Consider the following 23,103-nt stretch of genomic DNA (forward strand, 5'->3'; position numbering starts at 1 on the left):
TATGGCGAGAACTTTATATCAAAAATTGTACGATACACACATTGTCCATGAAACGGAAAATGAAACACCATTAATTTATATCGATCGCCATTTACTGCATGAAGTCACTTCGCCTCAAGCATTTGATGGATTGAGAGCACATAACCGCTCGGTCAGACAACCCAATAAAACTTTTGCTACCATGGATCACAATGTCTCTACTCAGACTAAAGACATTAATGCTAGTGGTGAGATGGCTCGCATTCAAATGCAAACCTTGATAAAAAATTGTCAACAATTTGCTATTACTCTTTACGATTTAAAACACCCTTTCCAAGGTATTGTCCACGTCATGGGGCCAGAACAAGGCATAACTTTACCTGGCATGACTATCGTATGCGGTGATTCCCACACCGCAACCCATGGTGCATTTGGCGCATTAGCTTTTGGTATTGGCACATCCGAAGTTGAGCATGTCTTGGCCACGCAAACCTTAAAACAAGCTCGAGCTAAAACCATGAAAATTGAGGTCATTGGTAAACTAGCTAATGGCATCACAGCAAAAGATATGGTACTGGCGATGATTGGCAAAATCGGTAGTGCCGGTGGCACCAGTTATGTTATTGAATTTTGCGGCGAAGCAATTGAAAACTTAACTATGGAAGGCCGAATGACTGTCTGCAATATGGCAATTGAAATGGGTGCTAAGGCGGGTATTATTGCGCCTGATGAAACCACTTTTAATTATATTAAAGGCCGACAATTTGCACCAAGCACAGAACAGTGGCAACAAGCCGTTAGTTATTGGAAAACGCTGAAGACTGATCCCGGTGCTCATTATGATGCTATCAAAACTATCTATGCTGATGAAATCGCCCCTCAGGTTACCTGGGGAACTAACCCAGGGCAAGTAATTGCGATCGATAGCCCCATACCGTCACCAGATCAATTGCGCGATCCCACTGAATATGCTTCTACAGAGAAAGCATTAAATTATATGGACTTACAAGCTGGGAGCAAATTGACCGACATTAAGATTGATAAGGTATTTATCGGTTCTTGCACTAATTCGCGTATTGAAGATTTGCGTTCTGCTGCCGCTATCGCGAAAGGCAAAAAAGTGGCCCCTAATGTACAAGCAATTGTTGTTCCTGGTTCAGAGCCAGTAAAAGCACAAGCTGAGCACGAAGGTTTAGACAAAATATTTATCGATGCGGGTTTTGAATGGCGTTTACCGGGTTGCTCTATGTGCTTATCAATGAATAACGATCGCCTTGCTCCTGGCGAACGTTGTGCCTCCACCAGCAACCGTAATTTTGAAGGACGGCAAGGCCGTGGCGGTCGAACTCATTTAGTCAGCCCAGCAATGGCAGCCGCGGCGGCTATTTACGGCCATTTTGTCGATGTACGTAAGATCGATAATAATCAAATAAAACAGGAATTGGCAAAATGAAAAAGTTTATCCAACACACCGGCTTAGTGGCTGCTTTAGATGTTGCCAATATTGATACTGATGTGATTATTCCAAAACAATTTTTACAAAAAGTCACTCGAATCGGTTTTGGTCAACACCTTTTCCACGATTGGTGTTTCCTGGACGATAACGGGCAACAACCTAATCCGGATTTTGTCCTTAATAAACCACGTTACCAAGGTGCCACTATTTTATTAGTCCGTGAAAATTTCGGTTGTGGATCATCGCGCGAACATGCGCCGTGGGCATTAACAGATTATGGCTTTTGCGCCGTTATTGCGCCATGTTTTGCCGATATTTTCTATAACAATGCCTTTAACAACCAATTATTACCAATTAAATTAAATGAAGCAGAAATTAACCAGTTATTTAACTATGTTGAACAAGATGAGGGTTGTCAATTCACCATTGATTTGACGACCCAAACAGTCATTACTGGGGATAAAACTTATTTGTTTAGTATTGATTATTTTCATCGTTATTGCTTGATGAATGGATTAGATAATATTGGATTGACTTTACAATATGAAAAGTTCATTACCCGTTATGAAGAGCAGCAACCACTATTTTTGCGATAACAGTTCAAATAACAGGCACTGCCTCACTATGTAGGCAAAGCCTGATTATTTTTCTTTTTATTTAAATTAATTAAAATGTTAGAAAAGGTGATGACATTCTATTTAATTAGATGCCTAAATCTTATATTGCGTTTTATTTACTGAAAAATAATTTAATATATCTATTAATAATGAAAAATTATCCACATGTAGGGCTATATTTATTAATTTATTCACCTTTTCTGTGGATATCCATGTGAAAAAAGCTAGAGTAAACAGGGTATAATTTCATAAGTTTTTCAATCGATAGATTTCGAAATAAAAAATTAATAGTTTTTTTTCATAGAGATAAATCGATTTAATCAATTAAACATAACTCAAAGCAGAACAGATAGCTGACCATCAAAACAGGATGAACAAAGATCCAGCAATATCCATTTTATCCACAGGATACGCTGTTTTGTTAAACAAGCTAACAGCTCTTTTTAACATAAACCATCCTGTCAAGACTGTAAATTAAACCAGTAAAGGCTTTTTATTAGAGTTATCCAGTAAAATTGTGGATAACTATAGCTGAGATCCTGTTTATTACCGATTCGATTAAATTAATAACAGAAAAAAAATATATCGACCATGGATAAAATGATTTAATTATCAATGGATTGTTCTTATTTACTCGATCTATGTTAAAATTTTCACTGTGTGTACAAATTTCACTGGCTATTTTTTATACAGGCATGATTTATGCAATTTTCTCCCCTGCCCCCTGATGATGAACAAAGTTTACTGAGTAAAGCCAAAAGCCTAGCGGGTTATACCATGGCTGAACTGGCTTATCAGGCAGGTATCGCAGTCCCCCACGACCTTAGATTTGCTAAAGGTTGGGTAGGTCAGTTATTAGAATATTGTTTAGGCGCAAATGCTGGTAGCAAAGCAGAACAAGATTTTGCTCATCTTGGTATTGAACTTAAAACCATCCCTATTAACCGCTATGGTGAGCCATTAGAAACAACCTTCGTTTGTGTGGCAGCTTTAACCGGTAATAGTGGAGTAACCTGGCTTTCAAGTCATGTACGTCATAAGCTATCACGGGTTTTATGGATACCCATTGAAGGTGAGCGCCAAATCCCATTAGCTAAGCGAAGAGTTGCTTCACCCTTATTGTGGAGTCCCAATCCCATTGAAGAGCAGCTGCTTAAAACAGATTGGGAAGAGTTAATGGATATGATCGTATTAGGTCAGGTTGAAAACATCACCGCACGCCATGGCCAGGTACTACAAATCCGCCCTAAAGCTGCAAATAATAAGGCTTTGACAGAAGGGATAGGTAGACACGGCCAGCCAATAATGACGCTACCGCGTGGATTTTATCTGAAGAAAAATTTTACTGCTCCAATACTGGCCCGCCATTTTGATTTACCAACGCATAAATAACAACTTAACCCAGCTATCTGCCGAGTGTGGTCTTTATAATGACAATTTACGATAATAATGCTCAACTCGTTGACGAGCCTCTTCATAGGATGCGCGACGAATATTATGCGTTTCTTGCCAACGTACATTGAGCGGTACATGGTAACCTTCATTTTTAGCGGCTTGAATAAATTCAGCCAGTGCCTCCGCTGAATCCAGTACCGTTATTTTGGCATATTTTTCGATCGCTTTAGGCAAAAATAGTGTCACCGGAAAATTGTCTGCCAATTCCGATGACTCATTATTCACATTTGTACCATGATGAATAAGTTTATGCTGTTCATCGCGATCCAAAGCACGATGAATATCATCGGCTAATTTCAGCAAACGATGGTTTGCGGTACCTAATTTGGTATCATTACGTTCACTCGGTATCACAGTATCAAGTGTGCCATAATCACCAATATGAGGAGCTACCAATAATAAATCATAATCAGGCACAAATGGTTCGGGTATTTTCGGTTCACTCAACACATAAATCGGTTTCCCGGCTATTTCTATTCGATAGTGGTTATTACTATTAGATTGATAAAATAGCGTCAAATTGATATTCCTGCCCAGTTGACGAGCGCGCTAACAAAATCATACCATTACCACGTGAGCGAGATAATTCAAGACAGCCTAACTCGATCAATTCGTTGATCCTATCGCGAGTTATCGTCAAAGGCACACTAATCGCTTCGCCATTTTGTATATTTTTACTGATCAAGGCATTGTATTTTTGCACCTGTCCTGACTGTCCAACAAGCTTACTAAAATTTTGATCAACACAAATAAATCCGGCTTGTGGACCCCAATCGGCAGTTTTCCCTTTAATTATAAGCGGCTTAGTGGGATAACCGGCTTCAATTAAAGAGGTCGCAAATGGACTAATGGGGCGAATACCATAAATTAGATTTTTTTGAATCGCATAGTTAGAAAGGGTTTTTAAATGCGTTGCTGGAATACCACTTTTTGGTTGGTTTTTCTGACAACTAGTGGAAGGAGCAGGTTGTTCCGCCATTTGTCTAGGATAGGCAGCATTTAAGATTAAGTTATTAGATATACGATGCATTTATACTTTATTCCTGCCATTTAAAAAGTGATATTTTACCTATTTTGTTGCATAAAAAACAGTCAGATAACTTACTTTAATAAGTAAAAAATAAATTCAGATTGATTGCATGTCTTAACTAATATTCATTCAATTTGATGGATAATTAGTTGACTTAAGCGCAAATAAAAATGTGCCATAAATGGCACATTTTGGTTGCAAAATTATATAGATTAGTTAACGCTTTTTGCTAGCCTGAATATAAAGCATATCCAGTGCGATGGTAGCCGCCGCTAAGGCTGTAATTTGTGACTGATCATAAGCCGGAGCAACTTCCACAATATCCATGCCAACAATGTTCAATGGTTGTAAAGCTCGCAACAACTTTAAGGCACGATCACTGGTTAACCCTCCGACAACCGGCGTTCCTGTACCGGGCGCAAAGGCAGGATCCAGACAATCAATGTCAAAGGTCAAATAAACCGGTAATTCACCCACTGTCGACCTTATCTGAGCAATAATATCTTCCAGCGGTGCGTCATTCACATAAGCTGCATCCAACACTGTAAAGCCATTGTGCTTATCATATTCGGTCCGAATACCAATCTGAATTGAGTGTGTGGCATCAATTAATCCTTCATTTGGCGCATGGTAAAACATGGTACCATGATCAAATTGACTGCCATTACTATAAGTATCGGTATGAGCGTCAAAATGAACCAACGCCATGGGGCCAAAATGCTTTGCGTGTGCACGCAGTAAAGGTAACGTGACAAAGTGATCACCACCAAAGGTTAAACATCTTTTGCCGGATGCCAATAACTTTTCGATATGTGCCTGCAACTTATCGCTCATACCCTGTGCATCACCAAAAGCAAATACCAGATCTCCGCAATCAACTACTTTTAACTGATCGTTGAGATCAAACTGCCATGGCCAACGTTTACCCTCCCATGCCAGGTTTGCTGATACCTGTCGAATAGCAGCCGGCCCATGACGGCTGCCCGCCCGACCTGATGTCGCCATATCAAAGGGAACACCGGTGATCACCCATTGTGCATCACTATCATAAGGTGAAAAATGGAGTGGAAAACGCATGAAACCAAAGGCATTAGAAACCAAAGAGTTATCTTCTTGATTATTTAATGTATTATTGATCATATAATTTATCTCAAACTGTTTATTAGTGAATAACTTTCACTATTAAGGCTACTGCGCTTCTGCCTGGCATCCTCCCTGTCTTAAAGGACGAGATTGACGATGCACCGGTTAAGATTTATTCCCTTATCGCTCAATAACCTTGGCTAACTTATATTGACTCACCTTCTAAATAGGTATAACCATATAATCCTGTTTCAAATTCAGCCAGAAACTGCTCCTTTAAACTTTTCGTCAAATCTTTACTATTGACTTGATCACGAAAAAGCGTCAATAACATGTTAGGATCAAGCTTGACGTAATGGAGCATATCCGCCACCGAATCTCCCTCTTCACTTTGTAAATACCTGACTTCACCTGAATTATCAATATAGACGTCAATCGCTGCTGTATCGCCAAACAAATTATGCATATTGCCTAATATTTCTTGATAAGCACCGACCATAAAAAAGCCTATCATTGGCGGCTCTTCCGGATCATAATTAGGCATCGGCATAGTAGCAGCGATACCATCACCATCGATATAGTGATCAATAATACCATCCGAATCACAGGTAATATCTAATAAAACCGCCCGCCGTTCTAATGGCGCATTTAATCCTTGAATCGGTAATACTGGAAAAAGTTGGTCAATACCCCAGGCATCCGGCATAGATTGAAATAACGAAAAGTTAACATATAACTTATCAGCCATTCGCTCTTGTAACTCATCGATAATAGGACGATGAGCTCGATTACTGGGATCTAAATCCTGCTGAATACGACGACAAATATTAAGATAAAGCTCTTCAGCCCAAGCACGCTCTGTCAAATTTAACATGCCATGGGCATATTGGGTATGCACATCATATAACGAAAGTTGACTATCATGCAGCCATTCACGTAATGAACGGCTATTTCCCTGTTGCATTTCATTCCATGTCTCCCACAGGGAAATCAGCGATAATTCGGTATCTTTCGGTGGTGGCGTGATCTTAGTAAATTCATTACGTTCAACACCAATTATATTGGAAACTAATACGGTATGATGCGCGGTTAACGCTCGACCAGATTCAGTGATCACCGTTGGATGCTCTAACCCATGTTCATCACAAGCTTCACCTATCGCCCAGATAACATTATTGGCGTATTCATTTAAACCATAGTTGACAGAACAATCCGATTGCGACCGAGTCCCCTCATAATCAACCCCAAGACCACCACCAACATCAAAACACTCAATTTTGACACCTAATTTATGTAACTCAACATAAAAACGAGCTGCCTCTCTAGCGCCTGTGGCAATATCGCGAATATTAGATATCTGAGAACCTAAATGGAAATGTAATAATTGCAAACTTTTCAGACGCCCTTCACTTCTTAATGTATCAATCAACTGCAAAACCTGAGCCGCGGCCAAACCAAATTTTGATTTCTCACCACCACTCGCTTGCCATTTACCCGAACCTTGTGACGCCAAACGCGCTCGTACTCCCAAACGAGGAATAACATCTAACCTTTTAGCTTCATCCAAAACTAGGGCAATTTCAGTCATTTTTTCAATCACTAAGTAGACTTTATGGCCAAGCTTTTCGCCGATCAACGCTAAACGAATATATTCCCGATCTTTATAGCCATTACAAACAATCACTGATTTCGTCATACCTGCATGCGCTAATACAGCCATTAATTCTGCTTTGGAGCCGGCTTCTAAACCTAAAGGTTCTCCTGATCTCGCTAAAGTTTCAATCACTCGCCGCTGCTGATTTACCTTAATTGGGTAGACAAGAAAGTAATCACCTTGATAGCCATAATCACGACGCGCCCGTTCAAATGCAGCATTAATTGACCGCAGTCGATGTTGTAAAATTTGCGGAAAACAAAACAGGGCCGGCAAACGTAGATGTTGCTGTTCTTCCTGTACTTGTTCAACTAAGGCGGCTAAATCAATTTTCGCGTCTGGTTGGTCAAGATTAGGACACACAGTAATATTACCTTGTTCATTAACCTGGTAATAGCCGCCTCCCCAATATGTAATATTATAAGTTTGTTGCATTTTACGCGCGATATTGTTATTCATACTTATCTCCTGAAATGGAGTATGAGCTTCACTTTTTCCCCAACATATCCTATCTAATGAGATAATATTCTGTGCAAATTTTAAAATTTCAGGAAACAGCAATAACTCTTATTTTATTAAAAAAGGATTGATGGCAACTCAGCAATCATTCTGTTATTTAATAGTTGCAAAACAACTTATCAATGAATGATTTTAGTCTGTCTCGAGTACGACCTATAATTTCGACTAGAAGCCATAATATAGAGAAAGGAAATAGAAGCGGCTACACAGACATTAAGCTGTGATGATTGGTAATTTGCTATTTGCTGATAATGGAACATTACCCATTCACCTCAAAACATGGTTATAACATTCAGCCTCAGAACGTAACCATTTTAAATTGAGAAGTAGTATCAATACCGATACTACCGCATAACGCCTGATGAGAAAAAAGGTTCATCAGTTATCGCGCTGTTTATACCTTTATTATAAGAAAAATGCAAAATCAAATTGAATAAAACATCAACATATTTATCTATATCTAGCAAATCAGATTTTTGCCATCAACAAAGATAAAAAACAGCTAGCAATAGCGCAAAATTAACATTAGAATAGACGTCTGGATGGTAATACATCTGATTCAGTTTCTCCGAATTTTTAAGGTAATAAAACATCTATGACCACACTTCTTTTCACTTCTGAATCAGTGTCAGAAGGTCATCCTGATAAAATTGCAGATCAAATTTCAGACGCAGTTCTTGATGCAATTCTTGAGCAGGATCCAAAAGCACGCGTTGCATGTGAAACCTATGTAAAAACAGGTATGGTAATGGTTGGCGGTGAAATTACGACCAGCGCCTGGGTAGATATTGAAGAAATTACGCGGCGCACGATACACGAAATTGGCTATACCAGCTCCGATATGGGTTTTGATGCCAATTCCTGTGCTGTTATCAGTGCAATTGGCAAACAATCTCCTGATATTAATCAAGGAGTCGATCGTGCAAATCCTTTAGAACAAGGCGCAGGCGATCAAGGAATCATGTTTGGTTACGCTAATAACGAAACCGATGTTCTTATGCCAGCACCAATTACTTATGCTCACCGCTTAGTCGAACGCCAAGCCGAAGTGCGAAAAAATGGTACTTTGCCCTGGTTACGTCCAGATGCTAAAAGCCAAATCACTTTCCAATATGAAAATAATAAAATAGTGGGCATTGATACTATTGTCTTATCTACTCAGCATTCTGAAGAAATTAGCCAAGACACCTTATCAGAAGCGGTAATGGAAGAAATTATTAAGCCAGTATTACCGACAGAATGGTTACAGCAAAATACTAACTATTTTATTAATCCAACAGGTCGTTTTGTTATAGGCGGTCCAATGGGTGATTGTGGTTTAACTGGCCGTAAAATTATTGTCGATACTTACGGTGGCATGGCTCGCCATGGTGGCGGGGCTTTTTCTGGCAAAGATCCGTCTAAAGTCGATCGTTCTGCTGCCTATGCAGCGCGCTACGTAGCAAAGAATATTGTTGCCGCGGGACTTGCTGATCGCTGTGAAATTCAAATTTCTTATGCGATTGGTATCGCTGAACCGACATCCATCATGATCGAAACTTTCGGTACTGAAAAAATAGCCAATGAAACGCTGGTTCATTTAGTGCATGAAATCTTTGACTTACGTCCTTATGGTCTAGTCAAAATGCTCAATTTATTACAGCCTATTTACCGTCAAACTGCAGCGTATGGACATTTTGGCCGCTCTCAATTCCCATGGGAAAAAACAGATAAAGTTGCTGAACTTCGCGCAGCCGTCGGTTTTAACTAACTAATCGTCGATTTTATCTTGTTAAAACAGCAAAGGGACAGTTAGATAACTTTCCCTTTTGTTATTTTAGAACTATGCAAAAATAGCAATTAGTTATTAAACTTTTTTAACGATTATTTAAAAAATACTATAATAAATTAATTACTTTTGTTCTAAGCTCACGCTTAGCCCATTTAACTATATTAATAGTATGAAATCACATCGAGTACCTATCGCTTTACAACAGATTGTCATGCGAGTATTGCGCAACAAACTGGCTACAGCGAGTACCAAATTGGGAAAAACCTTTACAGAACCGTTGATTAATTACCGACAACGAGGAACCATCGCTGGTAGTGCTCACCTGGAGGCGTGGGAAATACGTCTTAACCCCATTTTACTGATTGAAAATGGTGAAATTTTTATCAATCAAGTTATTCCACATGAGTTAGCCCATTTATTGGTATATCACTGTTTTGGCAAAACAGCTCCTCATGGTAAAGAATGGAAATGGATGATGGCAATAATCCTTGATGCTCCACCACAGAGAACACATCAGTTTGCATTAACCTCAATTCATAAGCAGACTTTTCATTACCATTACCATTACCATTACCATTACCATTACCATTACCATTACCATTGCAAGTGCGACCTATCCCATCAATTAACCCTGCGGCGGCACAACAAAATCCAACTCGGGAAAAGGGAGTATATTTGCAAAAAATGTGGTCAATATCTTGTTTGGCAAAATCAATAGGAGAGCGAATCACTCTCCTTTGTTGATCAAGCTAAATCAGTCATAATCATCTTAGCAATTTCAAAGTAAATAATTAATCCTGTGCCATCAATAAAAGTTGCAATAAAGGGAGCAGAAACAATCGCAGGATCAATATTCAATCGTTTCAGTACCATTGGAATAATCGAAGAAACAATCGCACTCCACACAGTAATTGCCATCATAGTCAAACCGACAACCAGGGTAACTTGATAGCCTACGTCCAAGATCCAGGCACGAAATATGCCAACACAACCTATCGTTAGTGCCACTAAAAATGATGTAGATATCTCTTTTTTAAGCACAGCACCTAAATTACGTAAACTGACTTCCCCTAATGCCATTGCTCGCACTAAAGTAGAAGTTATCTGAGTACCACTATTACCGCCGGTGCCAATTAATAAAGGAATAAAGAAAGCTAATGAAATGGCAGATTCCAACTGATCAGAAAAAGCTTTCAATACTGTGCCTGTATAAGCTTCAGCCACAAATAGCATCAATAATCAAACAACACGTTTACGCCATAATGTTATTGGGCTGGTTGACATATAAGGCACTTCTAAAGGTAGCGTGGCGCCTTGTAGATGTGCATCTTGGGTATTCTCATCCTCAATTAATTCAGTGATGTCTTGAGCACGTAATACCCCTTTTAGTTTAGAAAACTCCACAACCGGAATAGAATCAACATCACAATGATTGAGAAGAGCAAACACTTCTTCTCGTGATTGATCTGGTGAAACAGAAAAAAAATCACATTGCATAATATCTGATACAAATAATTCATCTGATGAGGTTAATAATGTTTTCATTAATAACAAACCATTCAGATATTTATTTTTATCAATTACATAAAGATAAGTCGGGATTCGATCGCCGGTAATTATATTAGCCAGATTATTTTTAATAGCAGCAACAGAATCATTCATAGAAACTGCAATATAAGATTGGCTCATATATGCACTAACTTTCACTTCATCAAATTTATTATGATGTTGCTCATTGAAATTTTCTGTAGGACTATTGGCCGGACACACCACATTGGGAGCCGTTTTTTGTAGGGATGTTAACTTCATTTTCGAAACCCTATCACTGTTATAAACTGCAAACAGTTCTCAATATAAGGGCAAAACTAGATGCGAGAATATTAAGCTATCTCAACGTCTCAGTTTTAGCACTATACAACGTATCCTGAAAATAGCAGGAAGTTACATGGGGATACACCTTGACTCGATATATCCTGTCCTGATCTTGGGCGTCTCTCGACGTCGTCAGATCAGCAACCTATGTTTGTATAGGAGCCTCGCCTAACGAGATACTGCACCGTGCTTAATATTAAAAAATAATATTAACTCGGGCGGATTATAATGAAGATAAATAGCTTTTCCAATTATAGCATTACATATGGTTTAGCTTTTGTTTAAGTTGATAAATAATAAAATCAATCGGCAGAGTTAATAAACAAAAATAATATTTAAAATCGTAAGTTATTTAATTAAAAAAGCAAATTTTCATCAAATGCCAGACGATCTATTTTTATCGTTTTTGCTTCATTAATAACTTGCTCTGCTATTTTACCGTCTAACGTTCGGCAAATCCGTTTTTCCAATGCCCGAGCGGCAGCTATTTCACCAAGTTGACGATACTCATCAAAATTAATGCTATTAAACATAGTAATATCAATAGCTTCATCAAATTGTTGCTGTTTTTCAAAAGAGAGAGAATCTCGTACTTCGGCAATAGAAGAACGTAATAATTGTTTATTTTCGCCATTTAGTTTTAATTGTTGATCACAGCCCAATAACAAAAAATTGATGAAGAAAATTAATAGATTAAATCTCATATATAACGCCCTTCTCTCTGTTTTAATTATCAGCATAGCAAAATCAAAACCAATAAACTTAAATATGATGAAAATTTAAATAGAATAATTGTAAAAAAAATTTTCATACTGCTGGTAAAAAATTAACAGCCATACTTGATTGCTTATCAATTGTTACCGAATAAAATAAACTTTAATTATAATCAAGTGACTTTATTCATCAACTAGTCATAAATTAAAAATAATTTTCTTAATATAATGTTACTTTTCAACATAATTGAAAGAGCCAATATTGGCTCTTTCAGTATTACTTTTATTTTATGGTAATTTAACACCTTCAAGAGAAATAATAAGTTCAGCTTGTTGCGATTTTGGCCCAAGATCTTTTTTAAAGTTAAAATCTTTCAATTTAATTTTTCCCGTTGCCTCAAAGCCAACACGATAGCCACCCCATGGATCGTCACCTTTACCCATTAAGATAGCATTAAGGACTATAGGTTTTGTTACACCATTTAACGTCAGCTGCCCTTCGATATGATAAGCCCCCTTGACTTGACTGACCTTAGTTGAAATAAAAGTTGCCTCTGGATATTTTTTTACATTAAAAAAATCTGCACTGCGCAAATGCTTATCACGTTCAGCATGATTAGTATCAATACTTGCAGTATTAATTACCACCTTAACCTGATCATTTTGTGGATTCTTTTCATCAAACGTAAAATTACCGGCAAAATTCTTAAAACTACCATAAACCCAACTGTAACCTAAGTGTTGAATGCGAAACTGGACAAAAGCGTGTTGACCTTCATTATCAATTTTATAATTAGCAGCTATTGCTGAATTAACGCTCGATAGCAAAATTGTGGTTACTAAAGCCAAAAAAAATTTTTTCAACATAACTATCTCCAACAAGTTATTTTCTTGAATGAATTCCAAGCATGCGTTTTAAGGTCACATCACCATCAATAAGATGATGTTTTAATGCTGCAATCGCATGAAGAATAGAAAGAATAATAAGTGTCCAAGCCAAATAAAGATGTATAACACCTGCATTATCCGCCTGCATTATCCGCCTACATTCCCTCATCTGACCATATTGCCGGGATGTCAAAATAACCAAATATTGAAATAGGCTGACCATCGGCAGTAGAAATTAAATAACCACTAAATAATATGCCAAATAAAAGTAAATAAAGGGAAAATTGGACAAGAGTAGAATTTATTTTTACTAAATTGCTATAACTATCTAATGGCTTAGGTGGCGGTGAAATAAATCGCCATAGAACACGAAATACCATCAGCAAAAATAAAACAAAACCGATGCTCTTATGAATTTCTGGCGCTTTGTGATACCAAGCGTCATAATAATTTAAAGATACCATCCAAAGCCCCAACGCAAACATTCCATAAACAGTAAGCGCAACCAACCAGTGAATTAAAATTGATATATGCCCAAACTGGGTTGAGGTATTCTTCCAAAGCATATCAATATTCCTTTCGTTAAAGATTTAGAATAATAATAGTCAATTTTGATGCAATATTAATAATAAATGAATTTTTGTGTGATTAATTGCCAAACAAGAAGAAATAATTTGTTATAGATCATCAAAAAAAATTATTATGTTACTCTGTGAAATAATTTCATCATTGAGATCAAAACAAAAATAACATTTGAAAATAAATCTTTATAATATATTTTATTTTACTATTTTCTTTGCAAAAGAGATCTGTTTAATCGTGATTATTCGCATTTTATCAGAGTAAAATTTTATTGGTAAAATATAATTTAATAGTATTAACTACATTGTTACCAATAGTAACAGCATATAAATTACCGTAGTTGGTTAAAAATATTACATTATTGTTCAATATTAAAGTCAATAACCTTTAAAAAATTAACATTAGATTAACTTAGTTATCTAAAATAAGTAACTATGTTAGCTCGGGTAATAGTAATAAAAATGAATGATCTAAATTAGAAAATAGTATCCTCTATAATAGAGGATACTAAGAAACGAAGGGTAAATAATAGGCACACAAAACTAATTATTAATTTTTCTCTATGATAGCACTTGCTCTTACGTAATTTTGTCCTCCCGCAGAAGTTATTTTCACAATAGTGGAATCTTTCTCTTTTGCTTTATTCTCTAAATTTTCAATGGCCTCATTAAGACTAATTGCTGAGGCAGTAATAACTTCTTGAGCGAAAACACCAAATGAAACTACAGAAAGAAAAACCACTATTATGAGATTTTTCATTTTCATCATAAACTATCTCCTAAAATTAACATTTGAGACTAATTTAGAACCAAAATACAACAAAAATAAATACGATATATTTATAAAACATGCACTACGAAATTTTTTAAAATAATTATTTATCTGGTGGAATTAATTATTTATAAAAATCGATCAAATAAATAACCTATTAATTTTATCTAAAAAGAATATTAGAGATATAAAAAATAAAGTCAATTTTAAATTATAATTAAAGTTTCATTATTGATACTTTATAGCAAAATATTGTCCAACAAATAATGTAAAAAATAGAAATATATTTTATTGTAAAGAAAAGAAAACAAAATAAAAAAACATTGAAAAAATAACTTTCATATTTATCCTTTCGTCAATTTATACATAATAAACTTTATTTTAATTCCAAATAAAAAATTATTATAATCCAAACAGAGCATATAAAATAATTTATTAAAAATAGCAGGAAATATATATAAAATGGCAATATTATTTAATGGAAAAGATAATTTATCACCATATTAACAATTCATTTTTATTGTTTATTTACTTAACAAATTACACTAATTAGCTATAATTTTTGCGACTGATCATAAATATATATATTTTTATTGTCTTTATATGAAACAAAAACATAAAATATTTACAACAAATTAAATTACTTAAAATCAACAAAAACAAAACAAGAGAAGAGGATGAGTAGCATGAAAATAAGGCGTATTGCATTGTTAATGTTAGTATTTCCCGTAACTAATATTGCCAACGCAGCTGAAATATATAATCAAGATGGAAATAAGCTAGATCTTTACGGAAAAATTGATGTGAGAAATCATATTGGTAAAGGTAAAAGTGGCGGAGATGATTCAAGAGTTCGGGTTGGAATTAAAGGCAGCACCGAAATTTCCGATAACCTTACTGGATTTGGTCAATTTGAATGGGAAACAATGGTTAATAAAACAGAGGATAACCATATCGATAAAAATCGATTAGCCTACGTTGGAATTAATCATAAATATTTAGGTTCTATTGATTACGGCCATAATTATGGCGTGCTATATCATATTGACGGCTGGATTGATGTCCTGCCTATATTTTGGGATGATGGCATATCAATGCCGGATAATTATATGAACGGTAGAAATAGAAATTTACTTACCTATCGCAACAATAATTTATTTGGCTATATTGATGGATTAAACATTGCATTACAATATCAAGGAAAAAATACGGATAATAATAAATCAGGTGTAAGTACAGCCAAGCAAAATAACGGTGACGGCTACGGTCTATCAGTGATTTATAATACTGATTTTGGACTAAGTTTTGGCGGCAGTTATAGAAATTCACATAATGTCAATAATGACACGGTTAATTACTATGCCAATGGCAAACGCGCAGAAACTTGGAGTATTGGTGCAAAATATAATGCCAATAACGTCTATCTGGCATCAACTTATATTGAAACACGTAATACGACACCTTTTGGCTCGACAAATACCAACATTGCACCTAAAACAGAAACTTTTGAAATTGTCGTTCAATATACATTTGATTATGGATTGAAACCATCATTAGCTTATATTCAGGCTCAAGGGAAAGGTCTTGGAGAATATGGAAATAATTACTTAAATAAATTCATATCACTAGGCTCATTCTACTATTTTAATAAAAATTTTGCTGCACTGTTAGATTATAAAATTAATTTATTAAATAAGAATAAATTTACTGAAAATTACGGCATTAGCACTGATAACGTTTTAGGTATAGGCTTAGTCTATTATTTTTAATTATATTTAATATATGATCCCAGATAAAAAAATAACTAGCCCTAAGCTTATCTAGTAGCAGTTTGATTTTATAAAACAAAAAAGTTAATCAATTGTTATCAACACTAGTCACTATCAACAAAGACTCTTTAATTTATTAATATAACCAGATACAAAAATAGAGGCCGCTCTTATAGCCAGCCTCTATTTTAATTGATATCTATTATGACAAATTTAATTTACTTTAGGCATAATTTTGTTAGGTGCTTTTTTTGCTCCAGATTTAATATGAGCAGCTTTCTTCGCTTTTACTTTACCTGCATGAGATATTTGTTTGGTTTTGACTTGTTGCTGTCCAACATTGGTTTGACTAGTTGTATTCATTGGAGTAGAAGCAGCCATACTACCAAATGAAATTAATGCTATCGATAAAAGTGCATATTTTACAAATTTCATTATAACTACCTTCAAGTTGATTTAGATACGTTATCATTATAATAAATTAAAAATAAATTACTGTTATGAATATTTATTTTATCCATAAAATTTATTAGCAGTGTTAGTTAATATTTAGAAGATGTAGGCTTTGAAAAAAACTGTAAATATAAGAAAACATAGAAACCATTTTTAGGGGAAATCTAGTCAAAATTGATAATTATCATTATATAATAAAAATGCTTTTTTAATAACCAATCTACTAAATGACAACCTGGTATTAAGCAAATTGAATACAGCCAATCTATCTCTATTGATTATAAAAAAACCCCACTCAATGAATATTCAATTGTTAGGGGCTTAATTTATAAAATATAATTACGTTATATCAAACCGTTAATGATTGGTAACCATTAACGACTCTAACTCCTATATTTTTCAACCAATGCACGAGCAATAGCTTCTGTTTCAGCATCTGCATTACCACTTATATCAGCTGGTCGAAAGTGAAGCTGAAATGCACTAATGGTTCTGCGTGTTTCCTCATCAAGTTCACCTGATTGTGGAATTTTATCATAACCATATTTCTGCAAATATTTTTGAACAACTGACACACTAGCCGGCGCATAAGCTGATCGCCCTGCCAGATATTTCTTAACCGTCATTTCATCCGGCCAAGCTCCAATACCAAGCTCAGCTAAACGTTTCCACGGGAAAAGTTTACCTGGGTCATACTTTCTCAATGGAGCAATATCACTATGGGCTAAGACATTATCGGGAGTTATATTATATCGTTTTATGATATCTTTAGCTAAAACAATGATAGCGGAAATTTGCTGTTCATTAAAAGGATACCAAACCTTATCGCCAAGCATATCTTCAGTAAACCCTTTATTGACTATTTCGACGCCAATAGAGCTATCATTAAGATTAAGCCTCCCGTTCCAATTACTTAATCCTGCATGCCATGCTCTTTTATCCTCCGGAACAAAGTTATATATAACGGGTTTATCATTTTTTATTTTCGGAATTGACGGAATAAGATAATGGGCACTTACTTTAGCTTGAGTTAAAATTTGCAATGAGCGAGCATCATTTACTGCAGTATAATGAAATATTAAAAATTTCACTCGATCATCTTGGCTTATCGATGAAAAAGATTTATCGATATAATAATTGCCTCTATCAACGATAGGGGTTTTAGACGAACAACCCACTATCATTAGCACCAATAACATCATAAACAACTTTCGCATATCATCTCCATATAAGTGTTTGATACCTACCCTTACAAAAGTATTACTTGTCATACACTCTACTTCATGCACCTAAATAATTTAGGTCAAAACTTTTGGCTATACGCTTAGTTTTCATTACCAGCTAATTTGTATCTCCATTTTTATAATTTAAAAGAATAAACTATTTATAATGTCTCATCTCATTTACATAATTTATTTTTTTTATTATCACAATAAATAATAGCAATAATCTTAATCAACAAAGCGTTGCAACATCACAATTATATATAATCAATAATAAATTCACAATTGATTGTAATTGTTAATTTTTTTAATGGATTGTAGCTTTATTAATTCAATATTTTTGTGGTTAATCGATATTTTGACCGTAATTTTATAAAATTATTAATTAATAGTAGAACAGCAGCTTTCATCAATTATTTACAATTTTAAGTCAACCACATTATCAAATAGTAAGAGATAGCTCTTAAAAAACATTTTTGCAACAGTATCTATTGAAAAAGAATTTAGTATAAATTTTATACTTGATTATCATACCCATATCATTTCAAGTCATACAGTTTTTGATAAATAATAACTATCGCTATTTTATTAAAAAATCGTTCTAAAAAAGTAATAAAGAGGCTATTGAGTTAGTTTAATTAACATTTATATTCATTTTTATGCTTTGTTATATAACTGTCATTTTTTATACTCATCAGACCGATGCTGGCGTTCATGGCCTAATTAACAATAGTGGGAATTTTTTCTTTATAAAATTAGCTAGTTGGTAGGTTTAATATGTTGGTGTTAGCAATAAAAGTGAGCTCTAACTTAATTTTCTTTTAATAACCAATGATTATTTTCATTAAATAATCCATACTAACAAAAATAAAAAAAATATAACAAGATTAATAATATTTAATTATATTAAGCTATAAGCTTTATCAAAGACCGAATCATTATAGGGCTGTTGACCATTTTCATAAAATATTATAGCTTTTACTAAACTAATTAATGTTGCTTTATCTTTTATATTAACAACTGCCTTAGGTGATAAATTCATACTATTGAATACGCTTTTAATATATGAATTAGTGTTATTTTCATTGTTTGGTGCCCATCGACTAATTAAATCAGATATATTTTTTAAACCATACTTTTGTTGATATGTTTCAAGTAATAACATTATTGCACGAATACCATATTCAGGTGATTCAAATCGACAAAATCGTTTTTCAATTGCAGGATCATAAGGTACTGCCCCCTGCCATTTATTAATAGGATTATAGTCAATATTTCCTGGATTATTATTACGCAGACCACGTTGAATGGCCATAATTTATTTACTCCATATTTATTTTAAATAATATTAACATTGAGTTAAGAATATCTTTAAATTTATTCTCAAATAAACAACACTAAGAAACAAAACTAATAAATTAACAAATTTAAATTTTTTTAAAAAATATTATTTGTATATTAAGCATGCTCCATACGCTAGCTACTAAAAAATATATTTATAACTATTCACTGCTTATTTAATATAAGCTGTTAAAAAATCCCATGATGAGACCAACAAAAATTTCCATTCGATTATCATAAAATTTAATTCAATGATAAAAACAAAAAATAGAAAATTTTATAATTTATTTATAAAAATATAGATATTTTATATCTGATAATTATATTAATGAATAAGCACTAATTTGTTAAATTGTCATCCAATTTGAGCAAAACCTTACAAACTATTTGACTATTATATATCTGATATATTCACATCTATAACTTGATAAAAAGCTGACCCCGTATCAGCTATTGTCCATATACCTAAAATAATTTGATAACCACTTCGTTTCGGTACATCACATTCAATATTCATCTCATCAACAGTTAATTTCTTTCCATCATTAGATCGTAAACAAAATGGTTTTGATTCAAATGAATCACGCGTCAATGGTGCATCTGGATCCCAGTCCTGCTTGGTAATATAAAACTCCCAACTTACCGTATGATTTGGCTGAGTTAAAAACCATTCAAATATATTTTTACCTACTTTAATATTATTTTTATGCCAGCGATCGCTATTTTGCTGATCTAATTGACTAAACCAAAAATTATCACCGCTAGCTATTCTACCATCTTTAGCACCCTGCTTTGGAAAACCACTCGCGCCTTCAATCGACATTGGGTCGTTACTAGCACTACCACAATCATCATTCTGTTCTATCCAGCATAAAACCGACCGACTTTTAGGTGTATAAATAAATCCATGCATTGATTCACGATTAGAACTTACACTTGAAAATGCAGTTACAACAATTAATATAAATAGCATTAATAAGAAATTATTTTTCATCTTATAAATCCCTTAATTAATCATATGATTTAAACAAAGTATCTGTCAGAAAAATATTTCATTAACAAAATAAATATAAGTAATTAGAAGACAATTGGGATTATTAAATTAATAGCGACACTTAATCAAGTAAAATAAAATTATTTTTTTATTGAGACATTTTTTATTTTCATATAACAGATTAATTTATAACTAATTAATATTATACAAATTTTAATTTAAAAAATTTTCACTTAAAAACAATCAAATATCATTAAAAACGATCACTTTTAGATTAAAAATTAATTTCTTAATTGATTAAGGTTAATATTTTTTACTTATTGATATAATTTAAATAAAAAAGCTTCTTATATAAAAAACAATTTAATACAACAACAAGTGAACAAAATTTTATCCTGAAAATTCTAAATATTTAGGGAAATATATCATTCAGTATTGTTGCTTTAATAATTGAACAGTTAATATTATCGGTAAATATCATTAACTGTGCATTGAAATACTCTTTTCAATGCACAATAGATAAGAAAAATATTTATAATTTATTTAATTTTCTCTAGGTATACGAGGCTCCGGTAGTTCTGACCAATCAGGCTTTTCACCTGACATGATAGCCCTTCGTTGACTATCTGTTTTCACTACACCAACGCCCATTTGAGACTCTTCTCGCTTCTTTTTATAATACTGTTGTTTATAATCATCTGAGCTGACACAACCTGCCAATAAAAAAAAAGGAATTATTGCAAAAAAATAATTTTTCATTGTCATATTCTCCTTAGTACAAAAATAAAGTTTAATATAAAAGTTTTTCTCTGAATATCATTTATATCTGAACCATAAGAGAAATAATTAGAAAAATTATTTTTTGCTAAGTTAAATTAAACTTCATTTAACAGTTTGTTACGAGCAATCAGTGTGGCAAAATTCAATTTTATGCGATTACCAAATTTATCAGTTTTATGTAAATGTCCTGGATCTTCATTGTATTTAATGATTTCCCATTCTTTATAATAAGTTATTAATTCATTAGGTGCTAACAGACTATCAAAAGGTAAAATTTCATAAGGCGTATTATCTGTTTCGACTGCACAAACAATTAAATTGTAACCACCTACATTAGTATGATTTTGAATATCCTCAATAATCTTAGCGATTTTATTTCTCTGTAAAAACATTAATACTACAGTTGAAATAATCATATCGTAATTTTCTGTTAAAGCATGATCATTAATGTCATAGATTGCTGTTTTTATCTGCTTAATATCAGCTGATTTTTTTTACCATTTCAATGGCATTAATATGTTGAGGATTGATATCCATTGCTGTCACAGCATAACCTTGTAATGCCAAAAAAAAGCTATTACGGCCCCGGCCTGATCCCAAATCTAATACTTTACATGGTTTAGTAATTTGGGAAAGAGCACAAACTTCTGAATGCGGAAGTGTAAGACCATTTTTTTTATAAAAAAATGCATCTTCAGTGCAATAAAAAGAGAGTTGACACTCAATATCATCACTAGCAGATGCTATTTTATGCCACATTTGCGGCTGAATTTGAATTGGTTGATTGTTTACATCAAAATGATACTGCTGTTCATTACCATTATCACCAAATATCACAAACTGTAAGCTGCCCCGAAATATTGTCAATTGGGCCCATGTACCTTCTTTAGTATTATGACGTTCCATTAAAGCTAGAGGGATAGTACTTTTATGCCAAATAGCAAATTGCTTGTAACAGATAAGCTTATTCATAATCATCTCTTGATAAGTTGCATTTTAAATGCATTTTAATTTTTTTTCTGTGTTGGTAAATTATGCCGACTAATAAAATTGAAAAAATTTATTCTTAATTATTTTGCTAAGCAATCAGTTTGCTACCCTCTTTCTTATAGAAAAATGCCAAACAGGAAGCTAATTATTATCATAAAATCAATTTGTTAGTAGAATGCAAAAGAAACGGCTACCATTGGTAGCCGCTTTAGATGATATGACATTAATAGATAAACTTTACAACTAAGTAAGTTTAAATTTTAATCAAATGCAGGATTATGCCGTAACATAATGATGGATAAATTAAAAATCATAACTGACTGACACCTTCAAAGTACGGGGTGTGCCCTGAAAAATATAGCGGCCATAATCTTCAACACCAGCCCAATACTTTTCATTAGTTAAGTTATCAATTCCAACACGCCAAACCATTTCATTTTGATTATGATTAACGCGCATATTATAGCGCATGGCTAAATCCAAAGTGGTATAGCTATCAAGTTTTCTGCTATTTTCTAGGTTGACATATTGGGAACCAGAATGATTTACTCGCATTATGGCAGTTAAACCATCAACTGATTGAATATCATATTCAGCGCCGATGACCATGTAAAAACGTGGTACGCCAATCGCATCATTGCCATCATTGGCTCTATCTTTTGCCTTCGTTAACACTGGAGCTAACCAAGTTGCACTAGTATTCAATCGCAAGCCTAATACCGGTTCACCAAATACGTTTAATTCAATACCGCGATTACGCTGTTCACCTGTAAGGCTATAACGTTTTGTGACACTATCCATAAGTGCAGAAGGTTTTTTAATTTCAAATAATGCTAATGTACCGCCAATGCGACCAAAATCCGTTTTTATACCTACCTCATTTTGTTGGGAATGAGCAATACCAGTACTTTGACCATAGTTTGATGCGTCCTTTGGTGCTACACTTCCCGGTTGCAAGGCTTCAGTATGATTGGCATATAAAGCAATCTGCTGCCATGGTTTATAAACTACTCCATAAATAGTTGCTTAATAAATATTATATTTATGAATATCAATAAATTATAAAATTATAGCTCATTTAATATACATATTTACACGCGAAAACAAGCGATTTCACTCACTATAAATCAATTATTTACAGCTCATAGTGAATTCCAATTTTA

Annotated in this window: 18 protein-coding genes, 4 pseudogenes and 1 riboswitch; of the genes and pseudogenes, 6 read left to right on the forward strand and 16 right to left on the reverse strand. The window is 34.0% G+C overall.

Going from position 1 to position 23,103, the window contains the following annotated elements:
- Window position 1 precedes the first annotated feature (1 nt).
- The 3 genes from leuC to mutH all read left to right on the forward strand — a co-directional run bounded on the left by leuC (window position 2) and on the right by mutH (window position 3,444).
- Entirely contained in the window at window positions 2–1,432 is a 1,431-nt protein-coding gene (gene leuC, locus AACL31_RS14560; RefSeq protein ID WP_310511582.1) for a 3-isopropylmalate dehydratase large subunit, read from the forward strand.
- Entirely contained in the window at window positions 1,429–2,031 is a 603-nt protein-coding gene (gene leuD, locus AACL31_RS14565; protein ID WP_310511581.1) for a 3-isopropylmalate dehydratase small subunit, read from the forward strand. The genes leuC and leuD overlap by 4 nt, the downstream gene beginning before the upstream one ends.
- Window positions 2,032–2,754: 723 nt before the next feature.
- Window positions 2,755–3,444, forward strand: a complete 690-nt coding sequence (gene mutH / locus AACL31_RS14570; RefSeq protein WP_310511580.1) for a DNA mismatch repair endonuclease MutH — start codon at window positions 2,755–2,757, stop codon at window positions 3,442–3,444.
- A gap of 33 nt (window positions 3,445–3,477) precedes the next feature.
- Here the strand turns inward: mutH and AACL31_RS14575 are convergent, their stop codons facing one another.
- The 4 genes from AACL31_RS14575 to speA all read right to left on the reverse strand — a co-directional run bounded on the left by AACL31_RS14575 (window position 3,478) and on the right by speA (window position 7,733).
- A complete protein-coding gene (locus tag AACL31_RS14575) occupies window positions 3,478–4,026 on the reverse strand; it encodes a hypothetical protein (protein ID WP_310511579.1) in 549 nt (182 codons plus the stop codon).
- Window positions 4,004–4,537, reverse strand: coding sequence for an anthrax toxin-like adenylyl cyclase domain-containing protein (locus AACL31_RS14580; RefSeq protein WP_310511578.1), 534 nt, complete (start codon window positions 4,535–4,537; stop codon window positions 4,004–4,006). The genes AACL31_RS14575 and AACL31_RS14580 overlap by 23 nt, the downstream gene beginning before the upstream one ends.
- 216 nt (window positions 4,538–4,753) lie before the next feature.
- Entirely contained in the window at window positions 4,754–5,677 is a 924-nt protein-coding gene (gene speB / locus AACL31_RS14585; RefSeq protein ID WP_310511577.1) for an agmatinase, read from the reverse strand.
- 148 nt (window positions 5,678–5,825) lie between these two features.
- On the reverse strand, window positions 5,826–7,733 hold the full coding sequence (gene speA, locus AACL31_RS14590) for a biosynthetic arginine decarboxylase (RefSeq protein ID WP_310511576.1): 1,908 nt from the start codon (window positions 7,731–7,733) through the stop codon (window positions 5,826–5,828).
- Between the two features lie 655 nt (window positions 7,734–8,388).
- Between speA and metK the strand changes: the two genes are divergently transcribed.
- On the forward strand, window positions 8,389–9,543 hold the full coding sequence (gene metK, locus AACL31_RS14595) for a methionine adenosyltransferase (RefSeq protein WP_310511575.1): 1,155 nt from the start codon (window positions 8,389–8,391) through the stop codon (window positions 9,541–9,543).
- A 190-nt stretch (window positions 9,544–9,733) separates the two neighbouring features.
- Complete coding sequence (locus AACL31_RS14600; protein ID WP_339053304.1) at window positions 9,734–10,282, forward strand: SprT family zinc-dependent metalloprotease; 549 nt, start codon at window positions 9,734–9,736, stop codon at window positions 10,280–10,282.
- A gap of 26 nt (window positions 10,283–10,308) precedes the next feature.
- Here AACL31_RS14600 and AACL31_RS14605 read toward each other — a convergent pair.
- The 5 genes and pseudogenes from AACL31_RS14605 to AACL31_RS14625 all read right to left on the reverse strand — a co-directional run bounded on the left by AACL31_RS14605 (window position 10,309) and on the right by AACL31_RS14625 (window position 14,387).
- Window positions 10,309–11,373: pseudogene (locus AACL31_RS14605) on the reverse strand (magnesium transporter).
- Window positions 11,374–11,446: 73 nt separating this feature from the next.
- Window positions 11,447–11,619, reverse strand: a riboswitch (M-box (ykoK) riboswitch).
- A 173-nt stretch (window positions 11,620–11,792) separates the two neighbouring features.
- Complete coding sequence (locus AACL31_RS14610) at window positions 11,793–12,140, reverse strand: DUF6694 family lipoprotein (RefSeq protein ID WP_310511574.1); 348 nt, start codon at window positions 12,138–12,140, stop codon at window positions 11,793–11,795.
- A gap of 297 nt (window positions 12,141–12,437) precedes the next feature.
- Entirely contained in the window at window positions 12,438–13,016 is a 579-nt protein-coding gene (locus AACL31_RS14615) for a YceI family protein (RefSeq protein ID WP_310511573.1), read from the reverse strand.
- Between the two features lie 16 nt (window positions 13,017–13,032).
- A pseudogene (locus tag AACL31_RS14620) lies at window positions 13,033–13,603 on the reverse strand (cytochrome b).
- A gap of 565 nt (window positions 13,604–14,168) precedes the next feature.
- Entirely contained in the window at window positions 14,169–14,387 is a 219-nt protein-coding gene (locus AACL31_RS14625; protein WP_310511572.1) for a hypothetical protein, read from the reverse strand.
- Window positions 14,388–15,076: 689 nt separating this feature from the next.
- On the opposite strand from AACL31_RS14625, the gene AACL31_RS14630 reads away from it, so the two are divergent.
- The gene (locus AACL31_RS14630) at window positions 15,077–16,159 is read left to right on the forward strand and encodes a porin (protein ID WP_310513270.1); all 1,083 of its coding nucleotides are present in this window, start codon (window positions 15,077–15,079) and stop codon (window positions 16,157–16,159) included.
- Window positions 16,160–16,372: 213 nt separating this feature from the next.
- Here the strand turns inward: AACL31_RS14630 and AACL31_RS14635 are convergent, their stop codons facing one another.
- From AACL31_RS14635 to AACL31_RS14665, 7 genes and pseudogenes are all read right to left on the reverse strand, one after another.
- Window positions 16,373–16,594: a hypothetical protein gene (locus AACL31_RS14635; protein WP_310510497.1), complete on the reverse strand. Its 222-nt coding sequence runs from the start codon at window positions 16,592–16,594 to the stop codon at window positions 16,373–16,375.
- A 401-nt stretch (window positions 16,595–16,995) separates the two neighbouring features.
- Window positions 16,996–17,829 carry an N-acetylmuramoyl-L-alanine amidase gene (locus AACL31_RS14640; protein WP_310511571.1) on the reverse strand — a complete coding sequence of 278 codons (834 nt, stop codon included), beginning with the start codon at window positions 17,827–17,829 and terminating at the stop codon, window positions 16,996–16,998.
- A gap of 907 nt (window positions 17,830–18,736) precedes the next feature.
- On the reverse strand, window positions 18,737–19,150 hold the full coding sequence (locus AACL31_RS14645; RefSeq protein ID WP_339053305.1) for a structural protein: 414 nt from the start codon (window positions 19,148–19,150) through the stop codon (window positions 18,737–18,739).
- Window positions 19,151–19,570: 420 nt separating this feature from the next.
- A complete protein-coding gene (locus AACL31_RS14650) occupies window positions 19,571–20,170 on the reverse strand; it encodes a lytic polysaccharide monooxygenase (protein ID WP_310511569.1) in 600 nt (199 codons plus the stop codon).
- A gap of 543 nt (window positions 20,171–20,713) precedes the next feature.
- Window positions 20,714–20,929: a hypothetical protein gene (locus AACL31_RS14655; RefSeq protein ID WP_310513269.1), complete on the reverse strand. Its 216-nt coding sequence runs from the start codon at window positions 20,927–20,929 to the stop codon at window positions 20,714–20,716.
- Between the two features lie 116 nt (window positions 20,930–21,045).
- Window positions 21,046–21,922 (reverse strand): annotated as a pseudogene (tehB, locus tag AACL31_RS14660) (SAM-dependent methyltransferase TehB).
- Between the two features lie 321 nt (window positions 21,923–22,243).
- Window positions 22,244–22,957 (reverse strand): annotated as a pseudogene (locus AACL31_RS14665) (TonB-dependent receptor); the annotation flags it as partial.
- Between the last annotated feature and the right edge of the window lie 146 nt (window positions 22,958–23,103).

The organism is Arsenophonus endosymbiont of Crataerina pallida (assembly GCF_964020125.1).
In the GTDB taxonomy this organism is placed as follows: Bacteria; Pseudomonadota; Gammaproteobacteria; order Enterobacterales; family Enterobacteriaceae; genus Arsenophonus; species Arsenophonus nilaparvatae.

Bases quoted from the DNA above. Each gene is read 5' to 3' on its own strand.
- leuC (WP_310511582.1), top strand. From the start codon at position 2: ATGGCGAGAACTTTATATCAAAAATTGTACGATACACACATTGTCCAT.
- leuD (WP_310511581.1), top strand. From the start codon at position 1,429: ATGAAAAAGTTTATCCAACACACCGGCTTAGTGGCTGCTTTAGATGTT.
- mutH (WP_310511580.1), top strand. From the start codon at position 2,755: ATGCAATTTTCTCCCCTGCCCCCTGATGATGAACAAAGTTTACTGAGT.
- AACL31_RS14580 (WP_310511578.1), bottom strand. From the start codon at position 4,537: ATGCATCGTATATCTAATAACTTAATCTTAAATGCTGCCTATCCTAGA.
- speB (WP_310511577.1), bottom strand. From the start codon at position 5,677: ATGATCAATAATACATTAAATAATCAAGAAGATAACTCTTTGGTTTCT.
- speA (WP_310511576.1), bottom strand. From the start codon at position 7,733: ATGAATAACAATATCGCGCGTAAAATGCAACAAACTTATAATATTACA.
- metK (WP_310511575.1), top strand. From the start codon at position 8,389: ATGACCACACTTCTTTTCACTTCTGAATCAGTGTCAGAAGGTCATCCT.
- AACL31_RS14600 (WP_339053304.1), top strand. From the start codon at position 9,734: ATGAAATCACATCGAGTACCTATCGCTTTACAACAGATTGTCATGCGA.
- AACL31_RS14610 (WP_310511574.1), bottom strand. From the start codon at position 12,140: ATGAGATTTAATCTATTAATTTTCTTCATCAATTTTTTGTTATTGGGC.
- AACL31_RS14615 (WP_310511573.1), bottom strand. From the start codon at position 13,016: ATGTTGAAAAAATTTTTTTTGGCTTTAGTAACCACAATTTTGCTATCG.
- AACL31_RS14625 (WP_310511572.1), bottom strand. From the start codon at position 14,387: ATGATGAAAATGAAAAATCTCATAATAGTGGTTTTTCTTTCTGTAGTT.
- AACL31_RS14630 (WP_310513270.1), top strand. From the start codon at position 15,077: ATGAAAATAAGGCGTATTGCATTGTTAATGTTAGTATTTCCCGTAACT.
- AACL31_RS14635 (WP_310510497.1), bottom strand. From the start codon at position 16,594: ATGAAATTTGTAAAATATGCACTTTTATCGATAGCATTAATTTCATTT.
- AACL31_RS14640 (WP_310511571.1), bottom strand. From the start codon at position 17,829: ATGCGAAAGTTGTTTATGATGTTATTGGTGCTAATGATAGTGGGTTGT.
- AACL31_RS14645 (WP_339053305.1), bottom strand. From the start codon at position 19,150: ATGGCCATTCAACGTGGTCTGCGTAATAATAATCCAGGAAATATTGAC.
- AACL31_RS14650 (WP_310511569.1), bottom strand. From the start codon at position 20,170: ATGAAAAATAATTTCTTATTAATGCTATTTATATTAATTGTTGTAACT.
- AACL31_RS14655 (WP_310513269.1), bottom strand. From the start codon at position 20,929: ATGAAAAATTATTTTTTTGCAATAATTCCTTTTTTTTTATTGGCAGGT.